This window comes from Faecalibacterium longum (assembly GCF_040094125.1).
Taxonomy (GTDB): domain Bacteria; phylum Bacillota; class Clostridia; order Oscillospirales; family Ruminococcaceae; genus Faecalibacterium; species Faecalibacterium longum.
In genome coordinates this window covers 26,031-43,273 of record NZ_JBBNIH010000157.1, presented here as the reverse complement: position 1 = coordinate 43,273, position 17,243 = coordinate 26,031, and the positions used below count along the sequence as shown (strand labels likewise).

The window sequence follows — 17,243 nt, the reverse complement described above, 5'->3', positions numbered from 1 at the left end:
CAAACTATTGTGCGGCGTACGAGACATATCCTTATAAAAGGAGGATTCCCGGATGAAAGAAAGCAAAGCGCCCTCTCTCGGGCGTACCCCGGCCCAGAAGTTTTTTGACAAATGGCAGGGCCTGTTCTACCTGATCCCCTGGATCATCGGCTTCGTCGTCTTTAAGGCCATTCCGTTCGGCCAGTCTCTGTACTACAGCTTTACGGATATGGACTTCTTCAACGGCATCCATCAGTATGGCATCATGAACTATGTGGACGCCTTTACCACTCCCAAGATCACCAAGGCGCTCATCACCACCTTCAAGTACAGCTTCATCACTGTGCCTCTGAAGCTGGTCTTCGCACTGTTCATCGCCTACATCCTGAACTTCAAGATTGCCTGCGTGAACGTGTTCCGCACCGTCTACTACATTCCCTCCATCCTCGGCGGCTCTGTTGCTATCGCCGTGCTGTGGAAGGCCGTGTTCCGTGATGACGGTCTGGTCAACACCCTCATCCGTATGCTGACCTTCGGCCACTTCCAGGGTCCTTCCTGGCTGAGCGACCCCGGCTACGCACTGTGGATCATCTGCTTCCTGCGTATCTGGCAGTTCGGCTCCGCCATGGTGCTGTTCCTCGCCGCTCTGAAGGGCGTGCCGGCCGACCTGTACGAGGCTGCCACCATCGACGGCGCTGGCAAATGGAAACAGTTCTTCTCCATCACCGTCCCGATGATCACCCCCATCATCTTCTACAACCTGGTCACTCAGATCTGCCAGGCTTTCCAGGAGTTCAATGGCCCGTTCATCATCACCAACGGCGGTCCCCGCGGTTCCACCACCCTCATCTCCATTCTGGTCTACAACTACGCATTCAAGTCCAACCAGATGGGCATGGCTTCCGCACTGGCATGGATCATGTTCGTCATCGTCTGCATCCTGACGATCATCGCCTTCACCAGCCAGAAGAAGTGGGTCTACTACTCGGATGAAAGGTAAGGTGTGACAGTATGGGAATGAAAGCTTCTAACGCCATCGCGACGTTTTTCAAGTACTTCGTCCTGATCCTGGTGGGCCTCATCATGATCTATCCCCTGCTGTGGATGATCAGCGCCACCTTTAAGGACAACAGCGAGATCTTTGCAGGCATCGGCCTGTGGATCAAGAACCCCACTCTGGAGGGCTACAAGAACGCGCTGAACAACTTCGGCGGTTCCATCAACATCCTGCAGGCCATGCTGAACACTTACAGCTACGTTCTGCCCAAGGTCATCTGCACCGTGGTCTCCTCCTGCATTGCAGCTTACGGCTTTGGCCGCTTCGACTTCCCGGGCCGGAAGATCCTGTTCAGCATCATGCTGGCCACCCTGTTCCTGCCTCAGGTCGTCCTGAACGTGCCTCAGTTCCTGCTGTACACCAAGTTCGGCTGGGTCAACAGCCCGTTCTATCTGGCCATCTGGGTCCACTGCGCATTCGCAACTGAGACCTATTTCGTCTACCAGCTGGTGCAGTTCATGCGCAACGTCCCCCGCGACCTGGACGAGGCTGCCGCCATCGACGGCTGCTCCTCCTTCCAGACCCTGTACAAGGTCATCGTCCCGATGCTGATGCCCGCTCTGGTGTCCTGCGCACTGTTCCAGTTCATGTGGAGCTGCAACGACTTCATGGGTCCCCTGCTTTACGTCCAGACCCCTGCAAAGTACCCCATGTCCCTGTTCGTCAAGCTGTCCATGGACGGTGATACGGGCTTTGCCTGGAACCGTATTCTGGCCCTGTCCCTGATCTCTATCCTGCCGCAGCTCATCGTGTTCTTCTGCGCACAGGATCAGTTCGTCGAAGGTATCTCCGCCGGTGCTGTCAAGGGCTAAGCTGAAGCCCCCGCCGCTCGGATAATCCCGACAAACATGAATGCCCCCTGTGCCTCTTCCCGTAGAGAGGACGCAGGGGGCATTTTTTGCGGAGGTATCAACCTCTCAGTCTCGCTATCGCTCGACAGCTCCCCTACCGAGGGGAGCCTCTGGCGAAGAGGTGAAGCTTTATGAAATGCCAAGGCCTCTCCTCGATAGGAGAGGTGGCACGCCGTCAGGCGTGACGGAGAGGTTTATTTCCTACTTTTTCTATATTGCAGCGGCCCGACGCCCATCGTCTCCCGAAAAACGCGGCGGAAGTGGGCCGCAGAGGCGAAACCGGTCTGCTCGGCCACGCTGCCGATGCTCAGCTCTGTCGTTTCCAGAAGCTTCTGTGCCGCCTCGATGCGGCGGGCGTTGATGTAGTCCACGATGGACTGCCCCGTCACCCGCCGGAACAGCCGGCTCAGATAGTAGGGCGAGATGTAGAATCGCGCTGCCACCTCGGTGAGGGAAAGCTTCTGCTGGTAGTTTGCCGCAAGGTAGGCGCATATCTGCTCCACCGTCTCGTTGCGGGGGCGGGCATCGGCGGCGCTCTGCGCCCGGTGCTCCTGCTCCACATAGTGGAGCGTCAGTGCCAGATACAGCCCGCCGGGATACTCCGGCTCGCCCATGGCGCCCCGCATCATCTCCAGCAGCGTCCGCAGACGGCTGGCCCACTGGACGCTGCCGTAAAGGACCATCTGACTTCCCGGTGCAAAAAGGCGGAGGAAATCTTCGCCGGTGGCGTTCTTCATCTCGTGGAGCACTGCCAGCGGGAACTCGCACCCCAGCATTTCCGGCTGGGTGTGGCCTGCCTGCGATACCACCCACGCCCCTGGCCCCAGCAGCAGTGCGCAGCCGGGGCTGACCAGGAGCGACATGTCCCCGCACTGGACCGTGCAGCTGCCGCCTGAAAACAGAACGATATGGCACATCTCGGCAGGCAGCTCGAGCCGCCCGCCGGCCAGCTTGAGCGCTCCCGCCGTGATCTTCGCGTTGAGTTTTTCCCGTTCGGCGCGCATCCGCCCTTCCCCCTTCTTGCTATGCCTGCCCCGCCGGGGCAGTGCTCTGATATTCTTATCTCCAGTGTACCATGCCCGCCCTCTGCGGGCAAGCCGCAAATCTACGCAAATAACTCAGGAGGCTGTAAAAATGAATCTGTCTCTCATCCGTTCTATGACCCGCAGCGCCGTCTTCGAGCTGGAAAATGGCAAGTGCTTCCGCCCGGAGCACCCCTTCGCCGTGGCTCTGAACGGCAAGACCATTTACGAAAGCTGCAACACCAACGTGTTCTCCCTCTTTTCCCTGACTCCGTCCACCACCTACACCGTGGAGGTAGACACCGAGGGTGAGCACCTGAAACTGGATTTCACCACCGAGGCCGAGAGCTTCTTTGTGGACGCATCCCGCTATGGCCTCGTCGCCGATGGCGAGACCGACAACACCGGCAGGCTGCAGGCTGCTCTTTCCACCTGCCCCAGGGGCGGCACGGTATATGTCCCCGCTGGCCGCTACCGCACCGCCAGCCTCTTCATGAAGAGCTGCACCACCCTCTACCTCGAGAAGGGTGCTGTGCTGCTGGGCGACAATGACCGCACCCACTACCCCATCCTGCCTGGCGTCATCCCCAGCGAGAACGAAGTGGACGAATACTACCTCACCGGCTGGGAGGGCAACCCGCTGAACAGCTTTGCGGGCCTGCTGAACATCACCCAGGTGCATGACGTCGTCGTCACCGGTGAAGGCACACTGGACTGCGACGCCCAGAACGGCGACTGGTGGGTCGATCCCAAGGTCAAGCGCATCGCATGGCGTCCCCGCGCCGTGGCGATGGTGGACAGCGAGAACGTCTGCCTCCACGGCATCACCGTGCAGAACAGCTACTCCTGGACCATCCACCCCATCTTCGTCAAACACCTCGACCTGCTGAACTTCAACATCAACAATCCCTACAACGCCCCCAACACCGACGGCATCGACCCCGAAAGCTGCGAGTACATCCGCATCATCGGCGTGAACATCCACGTCGGTGACGACTGCATCGCCATGAAGGCCAGCAAGGTCTTCCTCGGCATGAAGCTCAAGAAGAGCTGCGAGCACACCGTCATCCGCAACTGCCTGCTGGACAAGGGCCACGGCGGCATCGTCATCGGCAGCGAGATGAGCGGCGGCGTCAAGGACATGGTGGTCACCCAGTGCCTCATGGACCACACCGACCGCGGCCTCCGCGTCAAGACCCGCCGCGGCCGCGGCAACACCGCCGTCATCGACGGTCTGGTGTTCCGCAACGTGGAGATGCGGGGCGTCAAGGCTCCCTTCGTCATCAATATGTTCTACTTCTGCGACCCGGACGGCCACAGCCCCTATGTCCAGTGCCGCGAGGCTCTGCCCGTGGACGAGTACACCCCGAAGCTCGGCACCCTGACCATGGAAGACATCGTGGCCACCGACGCACAGTTTGCGGGCTGCTACTTTGACGGCCTGCCCGAGCAGCCCATCGAGGGCGTCTCCATGAAGAACGTCACCATCACCTTCGACCCCGACGCAAAGGAGGGTCAGGCTGCCATGGCCGACAACCGCCCGCTGGTCAAGAAGCTGGCCATCTACGCCGAGAACGTCAAGAACATCGAGCTGCACAACGTCAAGATCGAGGGCTACGAGGGCGAGCGCCTGCGCTTTGCCAACGTCGGCCATTTTGAGGAGGACTAAGCCATGACTCATGAAGAGATTTTGTCCATGCTGGGCGATTATGTGGACTACCTCATCGCCAATTCCAGCGCCGAGGCACCCATGTGGAACATCGAGAAGGTCCGCAGCGGCAAGCCCAACAAGTGGAACTACATCGACGGCTGCATGATCACCGCCTGCCTGAGCCTGTATAAGACCACCGGCGACGAGAAGTATCTGAAATTTTCCAGGGATTTCATCGACTGGTTCGTGCAGGAAGACGGCTCCATCAAGACCTACGACCCGAAGGAGTACAACCTCGACAACGTGAATCAGGGCAAAAACCTGTTCATCCTCTACGACATCTTCGGCGACGAGAAGTACCGCAAGGCCATCGACACCATCCGCAGCCAGCTGCTCACCCAGCCCCGCACCAAGGAGGGCAACTTCTGGCACAAGGACATTTATCCGTGGCAGGTCTGGCTGGACGGCACCTACATGGCCCAGCCCTTCTATATGGAGTACGAGACCCGCTACAACAAGATGCAGGGCTGCATCGACAGCTACAAGCAGTTCATGAACATCAAGAAGCACATGCGGGATGAGAAGACCGGCCTGTACTACCACGGCTACGACGAGAGCCGCCAGATGTACTGGGCCGACCCCGTCACCGGCTGCAGCCCCAACTTCTGGCTGCGGGCCATGGGCTGGTTCATGGTGGCGATGGTGGACGTGCTGGAGCGGATGGATGAGCAGCTGTACAACGAGTACCGCGGCATCATGGCGATGTTCAAGCAGACCATTGAGGACGTCCACAAGTTCCAGGACGAGGAGACCGGCATGTTCTGGCAGGTGATGGACCACCCCGGCGTCGAGGGCAACTACCTCGAGACCAGCGGCACGGCCCTCTTCGCCTACGCCGTGCTCAAGGGCGTGCGTCTCGGCTACCTGCCCAAGCGGATGGCCGCATGGGCCGAGAAAGCCTTCTACGGCACCTGTGACAAGTATCTGAGCAAGAACCCGGACGGCAGCCTGCAGCTGGACGGCATCTGCCTCGTGGCCGGCCTCGGCGGCAAGGACCACCGCGACGGCTCGCTGGCTTACTATTTCAGTGAGCCAGTGGTCTGCAACGACGCAAAGGGCGTCGGCCCGCTGGTGCTGGCCTATACCGAGATGATAGCACGGAAGTAAGAAAGACCGTATCGCGCAAGAAAGCGCCCCGGCTCCCTCACTGCACGAGGGAGCCGGGGCGCTTTTTGATGAGGTCCATTTTTTATTAGCCGCTTAACTTAACGGCATTGGCCGGATGGCTCGTTTTGCTTATTTGTTTTTTACCAGCAGCGCCTGATAGGGCTTCAGTTCCACATCCGCCAGCCAGACGGAAGCTCCATCTGCGGTGTGATACTTGCCGCCCAGAGCGTCCAGACCGGCTCCTGCCGGGTACTCGGTAAAGTTGAACAGTCCCACCAGCGTTTCCTCGCCGCGCTTGCGTACCAGCGCCAGCACACCGGGGTTGTGGCTGTCCCATGTGGTCACCCACGCATCCGGGGCAAAGCAGGGGTCTGCCCGCATTTGGCGCAGCTGCTCCATGCCCTGCCACAACTTGTTTTGCAGCGTGCCTTTTTGGGTGCGCTGTTTGGCATCCTCCCAGTTGAACTTGCTGCGATGCAGATTGCGGCTGTCCTCCACACGGTCAGGGTCGTTTTTGTAATCCCAGCCGTTGCACTGGGCGATCTCGTCCCCGCAGTTCAGCATGGGGAAGCCCTGCAAGAATGCCATAGCAGTGTGCAGCAGCAGGTCGCGCTTCACGGCATAATCCAGCGCAATTTTATCGTTTTTCTCAAGTGCCTGTTCGATACCGCACAGGCTGGCGGTGGTGCCGCAGCTGCGGGCATCGCCGGTGGCAGGGTCGTAGTTGTACAGCTCGCCCTTTGCCCAGCTGCCGGGGAAGTTGCCCTCGTAGAAGTGGTAGAGATATTCTTTATGTTTCTGCGGGTCGATACCAAGCCGGTTTTCCACCGCCTCGTCCAGACCCCAGCCAATATCATCGTGGCAGCGCAGATAGTTCACGAACCAGCAGTTGTCTGGCAGAGCGTGGAGGGCATCCAGCTGGGCTTTCAGCAACCGAGTATCCCGGCTGGCAAGGGCACCCCACAGGTTGACCATGGTGGATACGTTGTAGAGCATATGGCATTCCGGTTTTTCCGGGGTGCCGAAGTACGCTGCCAGCTCCTTGGGAGCCATGACCACCTCGCCCTTGAGGATGACCGCCGGGCAGACGCATTCCAGCACCATGCGGAGCATCCGCACGATGGTGTGTACCTGCGGCAGATTGCGGCAGGTGGTGCCCAGCTGCTTCCAGATGTAGGGCACGGCGTCAATGCGGAACACCTCTACGCCGAGGTTGGCAAGATGCAGGATGCTCTTGGTCATGTCCACGAACACCGCCGGGTTTGCGTAGTTCAGATCCCACTGGTAGTCGTGGAAGGTGGTCAGCACCCACTTGTGCATCTCCTCACACCATGTAAAGTTGCCGGGGGCAGTGTTGGGGAACACCTGCGGCACAGTCTGCTCGTACTGGTCGGGGATGGTGCGGTCGTCATAGAGATGGTAATACGCCTGAAACCACGGGTCACCTGCCTTTGCCTCCATGGCCCAGCGGTGGGTGCTGGCGGTGTGGTTCATCACGAAATCCAGACACAGGCTGATGCCCGCCTTGCGCAGTTCACGGGTCAGATCTTCCAGATCCTTGTTGGTGCCAAGGGCAGGGTCTACGGTGTCGAAATCCTCCACCGCATAGCCGCCATCGTTGTGGGGATGGGGCATCTGCAGCAGGGGCATCAGGTGCAGATAGGTCAGCTTCTGCTCTTTGAGGTAGGGCAGCTTCTTTGCCAGCTCTTTCAAGTTCCCGGCAAAGAGGTCGGTGTACATGGTCATGCCGAACATATTGCCACGCTTGTACCAGTCCGGGTCGGCAGAGCGTACCTTATCCAGTGCTTTCAGCTCGGCACTGCGGGCGTTGTAGGCTTCTGCCATCTCCCGCTCCAGAACCTCCAGCCCTTCCCGGTTGTGGTACAGCTCCATGAACAGCCATTCCAGCTCGTCCTTGTGCTTGGCAAACCGGGACGCAAATTCCTGTTTCGCTGCCATGGTTCAGCCCTCCACTTCTGCAAGGGTGGGCATGGCAGGGATGGCACCATGCCGGCTGGTGGTGATGCTGGCCGCTTTGTTGGCAAAAGCCAGAATGCCTTCCAGCTTGTCCACGGTGAGGTTGTTCAGATCCTCTTTGCAGAGCTTGGACAGAGCCGCTCCAAAGAAGGTGTCGCCTGCGCCGTTGGTGTCGCCTACCTTGCAGGGAACGCCAGCCACATGACCGGTTTTCTCTCCAAAACGGTAGAATACGCCGTTTGCACCCAAGGTGACGAAAATCAGCCGGATGCCATTCTGTGCCAGCTGTGCTGTGCCGCTTTCGCAATCAGTGGTGCCGGTGAGCAGGGGCAGCTCTTCATCGGACACTTTCAGAATATCCACCAGTGGCAGGGGAGCTTTCATCTGGGCAATGGCTTCCTCTTTGTTCTTCCAGAGGTTTGCACGGTAGTTGGGGTCATAAGTAATGACAGCACCCATCTTTTTGGCACGGGCGGCGGCATCCAGTGTGGCGGTGCGGGAAGGGTCGGCGGTCAGGCTGACAGAACCGAAGTGGACGATTTTGGCAGCTTTCAGAGCGCCCTCCGAAATGTCCTCTTTGCTCAGCATCACATCGGCGTTAGCACTGCGGTAGAAGCTGAAATCCCGCTCACCGGTAGCATCCACCGAGACCACCGCCATGGTGGTGGGGTGGTCTGCATCCACCGCCATGCCGGAAACGTCCACCTTGTTCTCTGCCAGAACCTCTTTCAGGTAGCGGCCAAAGGCATCTGCACCCACCTTGCCGATAAAGGCAGTCTGTGCGCCCAGCCGGGCGGCAGCCACCGCCAGATTGGCCGGAGCACCGCCGGGGTTTGCGGCAAACTGAGGGATGCCGCGCTCATCCTTGCCGGTCTGGGTCAGGTCGATCAAAACTTCACCAATCGTTAAAATGTCCATGATAATTCTCCTTATTCTTGATGTGAAACCCAACGATCACCGCTGGAACAGATAATGAATGTAAGCGGCTGCACGCTCCGGGTGCGGTGCATTCTGCACTACCCCAAGATAGACCTTGCCAGAAAAACCTGCCTGCCTGACAAACGGCGTGTCCGAAATATCCAGCACTGTCCCACCGGCGTTCAAACCCGACAGTGCATGGAAAGACGCATCCAGTGTCCGCAGATCGAGAAAATAATCATCTGCCAACAGTCGATCCCGTGCATATTCGTCCATCAGAACAACATCTAACCGCTGGGCACTGACTGCACCCAGCAGCTTCATCTCCGAAGCATATACATACTGCTCCTCTGCGCGTTCGCTTTCGCTGAGCAGCAAGCCGGACAGCAGATCGACCTGTTGCTTTTTGGTCAGACCCTGCGCCTCGGCAAAGCCGGTGGTAAGCTGTTCCGTCAGATCAGACCCGGCAGTGATATTTACCAGACCAAGGTAAAGCACATCCTCTTTTTTCGTCACATGACGGTAGGCTGCATACCCGAGGATATAGACGACGATGAGCACGATCGCAATGGGCAGCTTGTAATATGCCCAGATGTGCTCCCACTTTTTGCGTCCATGGAGGGAGCGGAGCGTATCCCGGTCAGTTTTTGTCATGGTCGTATTCCTCGTGTACTGCATCAGGGTCTCCACCGATCAGATAGAGGATCCGAAGCATCAGAAAGGAGCAGATCATGGCGCAGAAGCCCATGCCCAGCAGGAATGCAGGCGTGAACACAAACACTATGACGTACCCCATGATGCCATAGACCGCCGCCATCAGCAGGGTGCAAAACAGATACCGGACACCCACGAGAAACGCCGTTTTCAGGATGCCGAAGGTGGTGTTTTCAAACCGTGCCAGCAGAGGAAAGACATACAGCAGAACGATGCCGTACAGAACTGCCGCACCAATAAGCACTGCCGTGAGCAGCGTCCAGAAAATGTTTTCGCTCCACATTCGGCACAGCACAAAGCCATCCGCAGCCAGAAAACTGCCGACTGCCAGCAGGATAAGCCAGAGTTTTGTGGCAGGCTTAAAATTTTCCCGGAACGCCTTAAAAAACATCCGGGTCAGACCATCGTCCCGATCTTCCGCCATTTTGAGCGTGACGTAGAACAATGCGGTCGTAGAAGCCCCTATGGTAACGATGGGCAGGCTGCACACGAGCCATAAGATGTTCAGATAAGCACTGTAAGTCAATTTCGTCAGCACAGCAAACAACGGCTTGTCCGTATTGCACAGGTCACGCATGGTGGTTCTCCTTTCGCTCAATCTCCTGTGGATTCGCGCAGGATCAGGTTGGTTTCCGTATAGACGGTGCGATAGTTCAGCGATGGCTCTTCGATGCGGGTCATAAGCAGATTGGCAGCGGTGTAGCCCATGATCTGTCCATGGATATGGATCGAAGTCAGACGGGGGACAAAGTAGGAAGCCTCCTGACTGTCATCGAAGCCGCAGACCCAGATATCATCGGGAACCGAATACCCCAGCTCATTCAATGCCTTGACCAGATCCATGGCAACAAAGTCATTGGCGCAGACAAAGGCATCCGGCATCGTTTTGAACCGACGTATGGTTTCGTACAGGGATACCGGATAGTTCTGCTGTCCAGATGGCATCGCACAGGTGCTCAGGCCTTCTGTCAGACCAAAGTACTCCATTGCATCCTTATAAGCCATATAACGCTCAAAGAAGGACTGACAGTGGTTTTTATCCCCCGCAAAGCTGATGCGTTTTTTGCCGTGCTGGACCATGTGGGCCACCGCATTCTGAATCTCAATGCGGTTTTCCATATAAAGGCGGTCAGCTTTAAGAGGAGGACGCATATCCATCACAGGGGTGTCTACAAACAGCAGCGGAACATCCAGATCGCACAGCATCTGTGCGTAGTCATAGTCGAATACTTCAAAACAGATGATGCCGGCTGTGTGCTGGATGTTGAGAGAAGATGGAAGTTTTTTCTCTTTCAGCTCTATGGGAGAAATGCGATGAATGGTCATGCAGCTGTGCAGATGGTCGATTTCCGACTGGAAACGATCCAGCATCATGGAGGAAAAGTGAGAGTTGTTCAGAAAACGGGTCGTCAGCATGGCGATTTCCCGTTTGTCACTCGGCAGAATGAAAGGCCCTGCTGTTTTTGCAGCGTCTTCCTGAAACAGCGGCAGATAGGCAAACTGCTTATAGCCCATTTCGGCGGCTTTGCGCAGGATCTTCTCCCGTGTGGCATCTGCCAGCACACCGGTGTTGTTGATGGCCTTTGAAACTGTGTTGCGGGAAAGCTGCAGTTCGCTTGCAATATCCTGAATGGTGACCTTGGTTGCCATAAGTCATCCTCTTTCTTTATAATACAGGAGCGGATGTTCTTTTTTATAGATAAAGTCTGGTGACGGATCTTATTCTTTGTGACTCCAGTATAGTGCAAATGCACAAATTAGTCAAATGTAAAAATGCAAATCATCATTTTGCATATTTACGCACTTTCGAATTTGTGCATCTGTACAAATCCACAGTATTTTTTGATATATACCATGAATTATCGTTGACATTCGCTTGCTTGCGTGATATAAATGAATTACAGAGTTTTACATTTGCACAATCAAAGTGAAAAACGTAAAATTCAAAGGTGCAAATGTAAAACGCAAATCAAGCGGCAAGCAAATCAAAAAGGAGGAGAATGATTCATGAAAGCAAAGACGGCCTCGCCGGAAACGGCTGTGCTGACAGCAGAACGCAAGCTGCACAACACATGGGTCTACATCAAACGGCATTGGCAGCTTTACCTGTTGTTCCTGCTGCCTGCCGTGGTGCTGACGCTGGTGTTCAAGTACGCTCCCATGGGCGGTGTGCTGATCGCATTCCAGAAGTACAATCCCTTCAAGGGCATCTGGGGCAGCGAGTGGGTAGGCTTCAAAAACTTTACCCGCTTCATGTCCTCGCCGGACTTCCAGCGCTATCTGATCAACACCCTGAAGCTGAGCGTCTACGGTCTGCTGTGGGGCTTCCCGATCCCCATCCTGCTGGCATTCCTGCTCAACCGTATCGAGAGCAAGAAGATCAAGCAGAAGGTGCAGCTGGTGCTGTATATGCCCAACTTCATTTCGGTCATCGTGCTGTGCGGTATCGTCCGGGTGCTGCTGAGTGTCACCGGTCCGGTGAACGGCCTGCTTCACACCAGCATCAACTTCATGACGCTGCCGGAAGCGTTCCGCCCCATCTACATCATCAGCGGCATCTGGCAGGGTGCCGGCTGGGCATCCATCATGTACACCGCATCCCTTTCTAACGCCAGCAAAGATCTGAAGGAAGCTGCGATGATCGACGGCGCAAACCTGATCCAGCAGATCATGACGGTGGAGTGGCCCGCCATTAAGGATATGGTCGTTATTCAGTTCATCCTGCAGGCAGGCAACATCATGAGCATCGGTTTTGAAAAAGCCTATGCCCTGCAAACTGACCTGAACCTGAACACCGCCGAGATCATTGCAACGTACGTTTATAAAAAGGGCCTGTTGGACGGCGATTACAGCTTTTCCACGGCAGTCGGTCTGTTCAACACCGTTGTCAACGTCATCCTGCTGATCGCAGTGAACAAGGTCGTTGCCAAAATGAACGATGGCAAGGGCTTGTAAGGAGGGGTTTACCATGGCAAAACAGAAAAAATCAAAAATGGCCCTCTACACCAGACAAGATAAGATCATCCTGTACTGCGGCTACGCACTTCTGGGCTTGTTCCTGCTGGCGATCATCGTTCCGATGATCTACATCGTCATCGCGTCCTTTATGGACCCGGTCACTCTGCAAAACAAGGGCATCTCCTTTGATTTCAGCAAGTGGAGTCTGGATGCTTACCAGCGTGTCGTTTCGGACAAGCAGATCTGGGTCGGCTTCAAGAACGCAATCCTTTACTCGATCATCTTCACCATCATCTCGGTAGCTGTGACGATGCTTGCCGCTTATCCCATGTCGCTGCCGGACTTCAAAGGCAAAAAGATCTTCAACGCCTTGTTTGTGATCACGATGTTTTTCAGCGGCGGTCTGATCCCCACCTACCTGCTCATCAACAATCTGGGTCTGCTGGATTCCATGTGGGCGGTCATTCTGCCGGGAGCATTCAGCGTGTGGAACATGATCATTGCCCGTACCTATTATCAAGGCATCCCGCGTGAGCTGCGTGAAGCTGCGGATGTGGATGGAGCCAGCGAGATGCTTTACTTCTTCAAGATCCTGCTGCCCGTCTGTATGCCGGTGGTGGCAGTTCTGGCTCTGTGGCAGTTCGTGGCGATGTGGAACAGCTACTTTGACGCCATGATCTACCTGAACAGCGCATCGAAGCAGCCGCTGCAGCTGGTGCTGCGTTCCATCCTGATCCAGAGCCAGCCGGAATCCGGCATGATCGCAGATATCCAAAGTACTGCCGAACGTGCGAAGATGGCAGAGCTGCTCAAATATGCAACCATTATTATTTCCAGTCTGCCGCTGCTGGTGATGTATCCCTTCTTCCAGAAGTATTTTGATGCCGGCATCATGGCTGGTTCCATTAAAGGCTGAGGATATTCCAGAATTTTATGAGCCGGTACGCTCATCTGTTACACGAAAAAAGAAACATGAAAAAGGAGAAAATACCATGAAAAAGCTGATCTCTCGCCGCAACTTCCTCAAGGTCTGCGCTCTGGCGGGCTCTGCCGCTGCTCTGTCTGCCTGTGGCGGCGGCCAATCCACCGGCAGCAACAATTCTGCTGCCGCAGCTGTGGATGTGACTGGTGCCGTTACATTTCCGCTGTCCGAAAAGGTCACCTTTACCGGTATGACCAGCTTCCCTGTGGGCAGCGAACCCGAGCCGAACAACCGCACCATCTTCAAGCGTCTGGAAGAACAGACCAATGTGCATATCGACTGGACCGCCATCCAGTCCGACCAGTGGAGCGATAAGATCACCCTGAATATGTCCAACCCCAACACCCTGACGGATTTTGTTTTTACTGCTGATTTTACCGACAGCAATCTGCTGCGCTACGCAGATCAGGGTGTCATCCTCAATCTGGAAGACTACATTGACAACAATATGCCTTATCTCCAGAAGGTCTTTGAGCAGTACCCGGAGTACCGCACCATGTGCACCGACAGCGATGGCCACATCTGGGCACTGCCCTGGATCGAGCAGCTCGGCGCAGAAAAGACCGCCATCCAGACCATTGGCAACATGAGCTTCATCAATACCAAGTGGCTGAACTTCCTCGGTCTGTCGATGCCCACCACAGTGGACGAGTTTGAGCAGGTTCTGATGGCATTCCGTGATAACGCCGCTTCTCTCAAGGCAGAGTATGGCATTGACGGCGACATCATCCCCATGTCCTGCATCGTCAACAACGGCGATCAGGACCCCAGCATCCTCATCAATGGCTTTGGCGAAGGCTACGGCGACGCTGACAAGGACCGTCATATTGCCGTTACCAACGACCGGAAAGTCATCTGTGCCGCCACCCAGCAGGGCTACCGCGATGGTCTGGACTGGCTGCACAAGCTGTACGCCGAGAAGCTCATCGACCCGGAGTGCTTCACGCAGGAGTGGTCCACCTATGTTTCCAAGGGCAAGGCTGGCCGCTATGGTGTCTGCTTCAGCTGGGATGTTGCCAACATCGACAACCTGACCGACTGGGAGCCGCTGCCTGCCCTGACCGCCGACACCCGAAATATCACTCCGCAGAACGGCTCTTTCACCAGCGGCTTTGCCCGCGGCAGATGCGTTGTCACCGCAAAGGCGGCTAATCCTGCACTGGTTTGTGCATGGCTGGATCAGATGTACGCCCCCCTCCAGTCTCCGCAGAACAACTGGGGTACCTACGGCGATGCGGAAGGCTTTAACATTTTTGAACTGTCCACCAACGATAAGGGCGAGCCCATGCTGAAGCACGCTCCTCTGGGCGATGCTTCTCCCGTGGAAGTCCGTGAAGCGCAGTGTGTCAGTGGGCCTCTGGCGGTTCTGGATGATTACTATGGTGTATACGTTACCTGCCCGGACGATGCACAGTATCGTCTGGACTGGATCAAGGAGATCTACACCCCGGATATGAACAACGATTATGTCTATCCCAATGTCTTTATGAGCAACGAGGACACCGAGCAGGTCTCTAACCTGCAGGCAGATCTGCAGACCTACATGAATACGCAGAAGGCCAACTGGATCATGAACGGCACTACGGATGCAGAGTGGAACGAATATCTGAGCAAGCTGGAAGCCTACGGCCTGTCCGACTATCTGGGCATTATGCAGAAATATCTGGATGCTTACTACGCATAAGAATTCTTTCCTTTGGAGGATTCCATGAACGATTTGACTTTACAAAAAGCCCGTGCCTACGAGGCCGAGCATGGCGCTGCCATTTCCCCGGCGGAACGCCCTGCCTACCACATGACTCCTTATGTGGGCTGGCTCAACGACCCCAACGGCTTCTCTTATTATAAAGGGAAGTATCACCAGTTCTATCAGTATAACCCCTACGATGTGCGGTGGGCGCCCATGCACTGGGGTCACGCCGTCAGCACCGACCTGCTGCACTGGGAGTATCTGCCCTGTGCGCTCGCACCGGATTCCCCGGCAGATAACGGCCCCGGCTGTTTCTCCGGCTCTGCCACCCAGATGGATGACGGCAGGCAGCTGCTGATGTACACCAGCGTGGTGGCAGAAAAGCAGCCCAATGGGGAGATGCGGGACATCCAGACCCAGAGCATTGCCATCGGTGATGGACTGAACTACGAAAAGCCTGCCTGCAACCCGGTGCTGACCCAGAAAGACCTGCCGGAAGGCTTCAGCAAGTTCGACTTCCGGGACCCCAAGATCTGGCGGGAGGCTGACGGCACCTACTCTGCCGTCACCGTCTGCCTTGCCGAGGATGGCAGCGGCGCAGCAGCACTGTTCCAGAGCAAGGACGGCTTCGACTGGCACTTTGTCACGGTGCTGGAACGCTGCAACAATCAGTACGGCAAAATGTGGGAATGCCCGGACTTCTTCCCGCTGGACGGCAAGCAGGTCCTGATGCTGGGGCCCATGGAGATGCTGCCCAAGGGCGAGTTCCACAACGGTCACAACGTGATCGCCTTCATCGGCAGCTACGACGAAGCCACCCACACATTCACCAGGGAAAACGTGCAGCAGATGGACAGCGGCATCGACTTCTACGCTACCCAGACCACCCTTGCCCCGGATGGCCGCCGGCTCATGACCGCATGGCTGCAGACCTGGTCGGACACCGAGGATAAGCCGCAGGGCTGCAAGTGGTTCGGGCAGACCATCTGCCCGCGCGAACTGCACATCAAGGACGGGCGCATCGTTCAGACCCCGGTGCGGGAGCTGGATGCCGTCCACGGTAAGCGAACCTTCCACGAAAATGTGACGGTGCAAAACGAAACCTCTCTGGAAGGTATCAAGGGTCGGGTGGCCGACCTGACCGTCACGGTGCAGCCCGGCGAATACCGTTCCTTTACCCTGAAACTGGCTGCTGACGCAGACCATCACACCAGCCTGACCTACGACCCCTACACCTCCGAGCTGACGCTGGACCGCAGCCATGCCGGTTCCCGTGCAGACATCGTTCACAGCCGCAGCTGCAAAGTACGCAGCCAGAACGGTGCGCTCAAGCTCCGCATTCTGCTGGATAAAAACAGCGTGGAGGTCTTTGTCAACGATGGTGAGCAAACCATGACCGCATGGATCTACACCCCGCAGTCTGCCGATGGCATCACCTTTGCTGCCGATGGCAAAGCAACTGTTACGGTGGAGCAGTTTGAACTGGACCTGTAATCTGATATTTCCTTCATTTCTCCTTCATTGAATACAGCCCCGCTTTGGCTTCTCCTTCGCCAAAGCGGGGCTGTGTTTGTTATGTCATTGATCTTTCAGCCTGCCGTGGTCACAGCTGAGGGAGAGATAATGCTCGATCTCCCCACCCAGCACAAGCTGCGCATACTCCAAGGGCTTGTTGTAGAGCAGCCAGTCCAGTTCTGCCCGCTGTGCCGGGGTGTTGCCGTACTCGTCCTCGACGGCGATGCAGTCGATAGCAAGGGTAGTGCCACCCTCGAACCAGGCTTCCACCCGATTGGTATCCATATTGTAACGGCAAGAAAGCCGTTTGTTCATAAGGAAACCTCCATGTTTTTCACATTTACTTCTTCTGCGGTGGAAAGTTTCAGCTGTCCGTTTGCAAATATATAAAGCCACTTCCTGATGCAACCCTTTGCAGGTCTGCACTCATCCACCACACACCCGCTTCTTACGTCAAACCCGAACAACGCTCTTTTTGCTCTGCACAAAATCATACATCGTTTGGCGTAAAATTGGCGTATGGCGCAATTTTCGTTGGAAATCCATCAAAAGAAAAAGCCTGAAACTTCTCGGTACATCAAGAAGTTTCAGGCTTTGTTTCGCTTAAATTGGAAATTTACTGCTCAATCGGCTTCATCGTGGGGACAGGTCAAGGAAGGCTCACAAATGGCTTTATTTTCCTTTATAAGCCTATCCATGCGGCTTTCTTTTTCCTGCTCCCGTACGTCACCCTACGCAACTCTCCACAACTTACCGGCAATT

The 17,243-nt window shown here is 56.1% G+C and carries 15 protein-coding genes; 8 read left to right on the top strand and 7 right to left on the bottom strand.

Annotated features, from left to right (window positions below; all coding sequences use genetic code 11):
* Nucleotides 1–52 precede the first annotated feature (52 nt).
* Together AAAU26_RS10070 and AAAU26_RS10065 are read left to right on the top strand one after the other, a co-directional pair.
* Nucleotides 53–979 carry a carbohydrate ABC transporter permease gene (locus tag AAAU26_RS10070; RefSeq protein WP_158396132.1) on the top strand — a complete coding sequence of 309 codons (927 nt, stop codon included), beginning with the start codon at nt 53–55 and terminating at the stop codon, nt 977–979.
* Nucleotides 980–996: 17 nt separating this feature from the next.
* Complete coding sequence (locus tag AAAU26_RS10065) at nt 997–1,848, top strand: carbohydrate ABC transporter permease (RefSeq protein ID WP_431602798.1); 852 nt, start codon at nt 997–999, stop codon at nt 1,846–1,848.
* Nucleotides 1,849–2,081: 233 nt separating this feature from the next.
* On the opposite strand, the gene AAAU26_RS10060 is transcribed toward AAAU26_RS10065, so the two are convergent.
* Complete coding sequence (locus tag AAAU26_RS10060) at nt 2,082–2,891, bottom strand: AraC family transcriptional regulator (RefSeq protein ID WP_227618951.1); 810 nt, start codon at nt 2,889–2,891, stop codon at nt 2,082–2,084.
* 130 nt (nt 2,892–3,021) lie between these two features.
* Here AAAU26_RS10060 and AAAU26_RS10055 point away from each other — a divergent pair, with 130 nt between their 5' ends.
* Both AAAU26_RS10055 and AAAU26_RS10050 read left to right on the top strand, forming a co-directional pair.
* Nucleotides 3,022–4,578 carry a glycoside hydrolase family 28 protein gene (locus AAAU26_RS10055; protein WP_158396128.1) on the top strand — a complete coding sequence of 519 codons (1,557 nt, stop codon included), beginning with the start codon at nt 3,022–3,024 and terminating at the stop codon, nt 4,576–4,578.
* Between the two features lie 3 nt (nt 4,579–4,581).
* On the top strand, nt 4,582–5,727 hold the full coding sequence (locus AAAU26_RS10050; protein WP_227618950.1) for a glycoside hydrolase family 88/105 protein: 1,146 nt from the start codon (nt 4,582–4,584) through the stop codon (nt 5,725–5,727).
* Nucleotides 5,728–5,856: 129 nt separating this feature from the next.
* Here the strand turns inward: AAAU26_RS10050 and AAAU26_RS10045 are convergent, their stop codons facing one another.
* From AAAU26_RS10045 to AAAU26_RS10025, 5 genes are read right to left on the bottom strand one after another with little or no spacing between them, the layout of a single operon-like run.
* Nucleotides 5,857–7,686 carry an alpha-amylase family protein gene (locus AAAU26_RS10045; protein ID WP_227618949.1) on the bottom strand — a complete coding sequence of 610 codons (1,830 nt, stop codon included), beginning with the start codon at nt 7,684–7,686 and terminating at the stop codon, nt 5,857–5,859.
* Between the two features lie 3 nt (nt 7,687–7,689).
* Complete coding sequence (locus AAAU26_RS10040) at nt 7,690–8,622, bottom strand: carbohydrate kinase family protein (protein WP_227618948.1); 933 nt, start codon at nt 8,620–8,622, stop codon at nt 7,690–7,692.
* Between the two features lie 36 nt (nt 8,623–8,658).
* Complete coding sequence (locus AAAU26_RS10035) at nt 8,659–9,276, bottom strand: hypothetical protein (RefSeq protein ID WP_015564179.1); 618 nt, start codon at nt 9,274–9,276, stop codon at nt 8,659–8,661.
* The gene (locus tag AAAU26_RS10030; RefSeq protein ID WP_227618947.1) at nt 9,263–9,913 is read right to left on the bottom strand and encodes a YesL family protein; all 651 of its coding nucleotides are present in this window, start codon (nt 9,911–9,913) and stop codon (nt 9,263–9,265) included. Before AAAU26_RS10030 ends, AAAU26_RS10035 begins: the two co-directional genes overlap by 14 nt.
* A 17-nt stretch (nt 9,914–9,930) precedes the next feature.
* Nucleotides 9,931–10,986 carry a LacI family DNA-binding transcriptional regulator gene (locus AAAU26_RS10025; RefSeq protein WP_227618946.1) on the bottom strand — a complete coding sequence of 352 codons (1,056 nt, stop codon included), beginning with the start codon at nt 10,984–10,986 and terminating at the stop codon, nt 9,931–9,933.
* A gap of 357 nt (nt 10,987–11,343) precedes the next feature.
* On the opposite strand from AAAU26_RS10025, the gene AAAU26_RS10020 reads away from it, so the two are divergent.
* The 4 genes from AAAU26_RS10020 to AAAU26_RS10005 all read left to right on the top strand — a co-directional run bounded on the left by AAAU26_RS10020 (nt 11,344) and on the right by AAAU26_RS10005 (nt 16,460).
* A complete protein-coding gene (locus AAAU26_RS10020) occupies nt 11,344–12,291 on the top strand; it encodes an ABC transporter permease (protein ID WP_112114530.1) in 948 nt (315 codons plus the stop codon).
* The gene (locus AAAU26_RS10015) at nt 12,275–13,210 is read left to right on the top strand and encodes a carbohydrate ABC transporter permease (protein ID WP_158396116.1); all 936 of its coding nucleotides are present in this window, start codon (nt 12,275–12,277) and stop codon (nt 13,208–13,210) included. Before AAAU26_RS10020 ends, AAAU26_RS10015 begins: the two co-directional genes overlap by 17 nt.
* Before the next feature lie 76 nt (nt 13,211–13,286).
* On the top strand, nt 13,287–14,960 hold the full coding sequence (locus AAAU26_RS10010) for an extracellular solute-binding protein (protein WP_217211400.1): 1,674 nt from the start codon (nt 13,287–13,289) through the stop codon (nt 14,958–14,960).
* A gap of 24 nt (nt 14,961–14,984) precedes the next feature.
* Nucleotides 14,985–16,460 (top strand): glycoside hydrolase family 32 protein, encoded by a 1,476-nt coding sequence (locus tag AAAU26_RS10005; protein ID WP_227618945.1) that lies wholly within the window; start codon nt 14,985–14,987, stop codon nt 16,458–16,460.
* Nucleotides 16,461–16,544: 84 nt separating this feature from the next.
* Here the strand turns inward: AAAU26_RS10005 and AAAU26_RS10000 are convergent, their stop codons facing one another.
* Entirely contained in the window at nt 16,545–16,796 is a 252-nt protein-coding gene (locus AAAU26_RS10000; RefSeq protein ID WP_227618944.1) for a DUF6061 family protein, read from the bottom strand.
* Nucleotides 16,797–17,243: the final 447 nt, after the last annotated feature.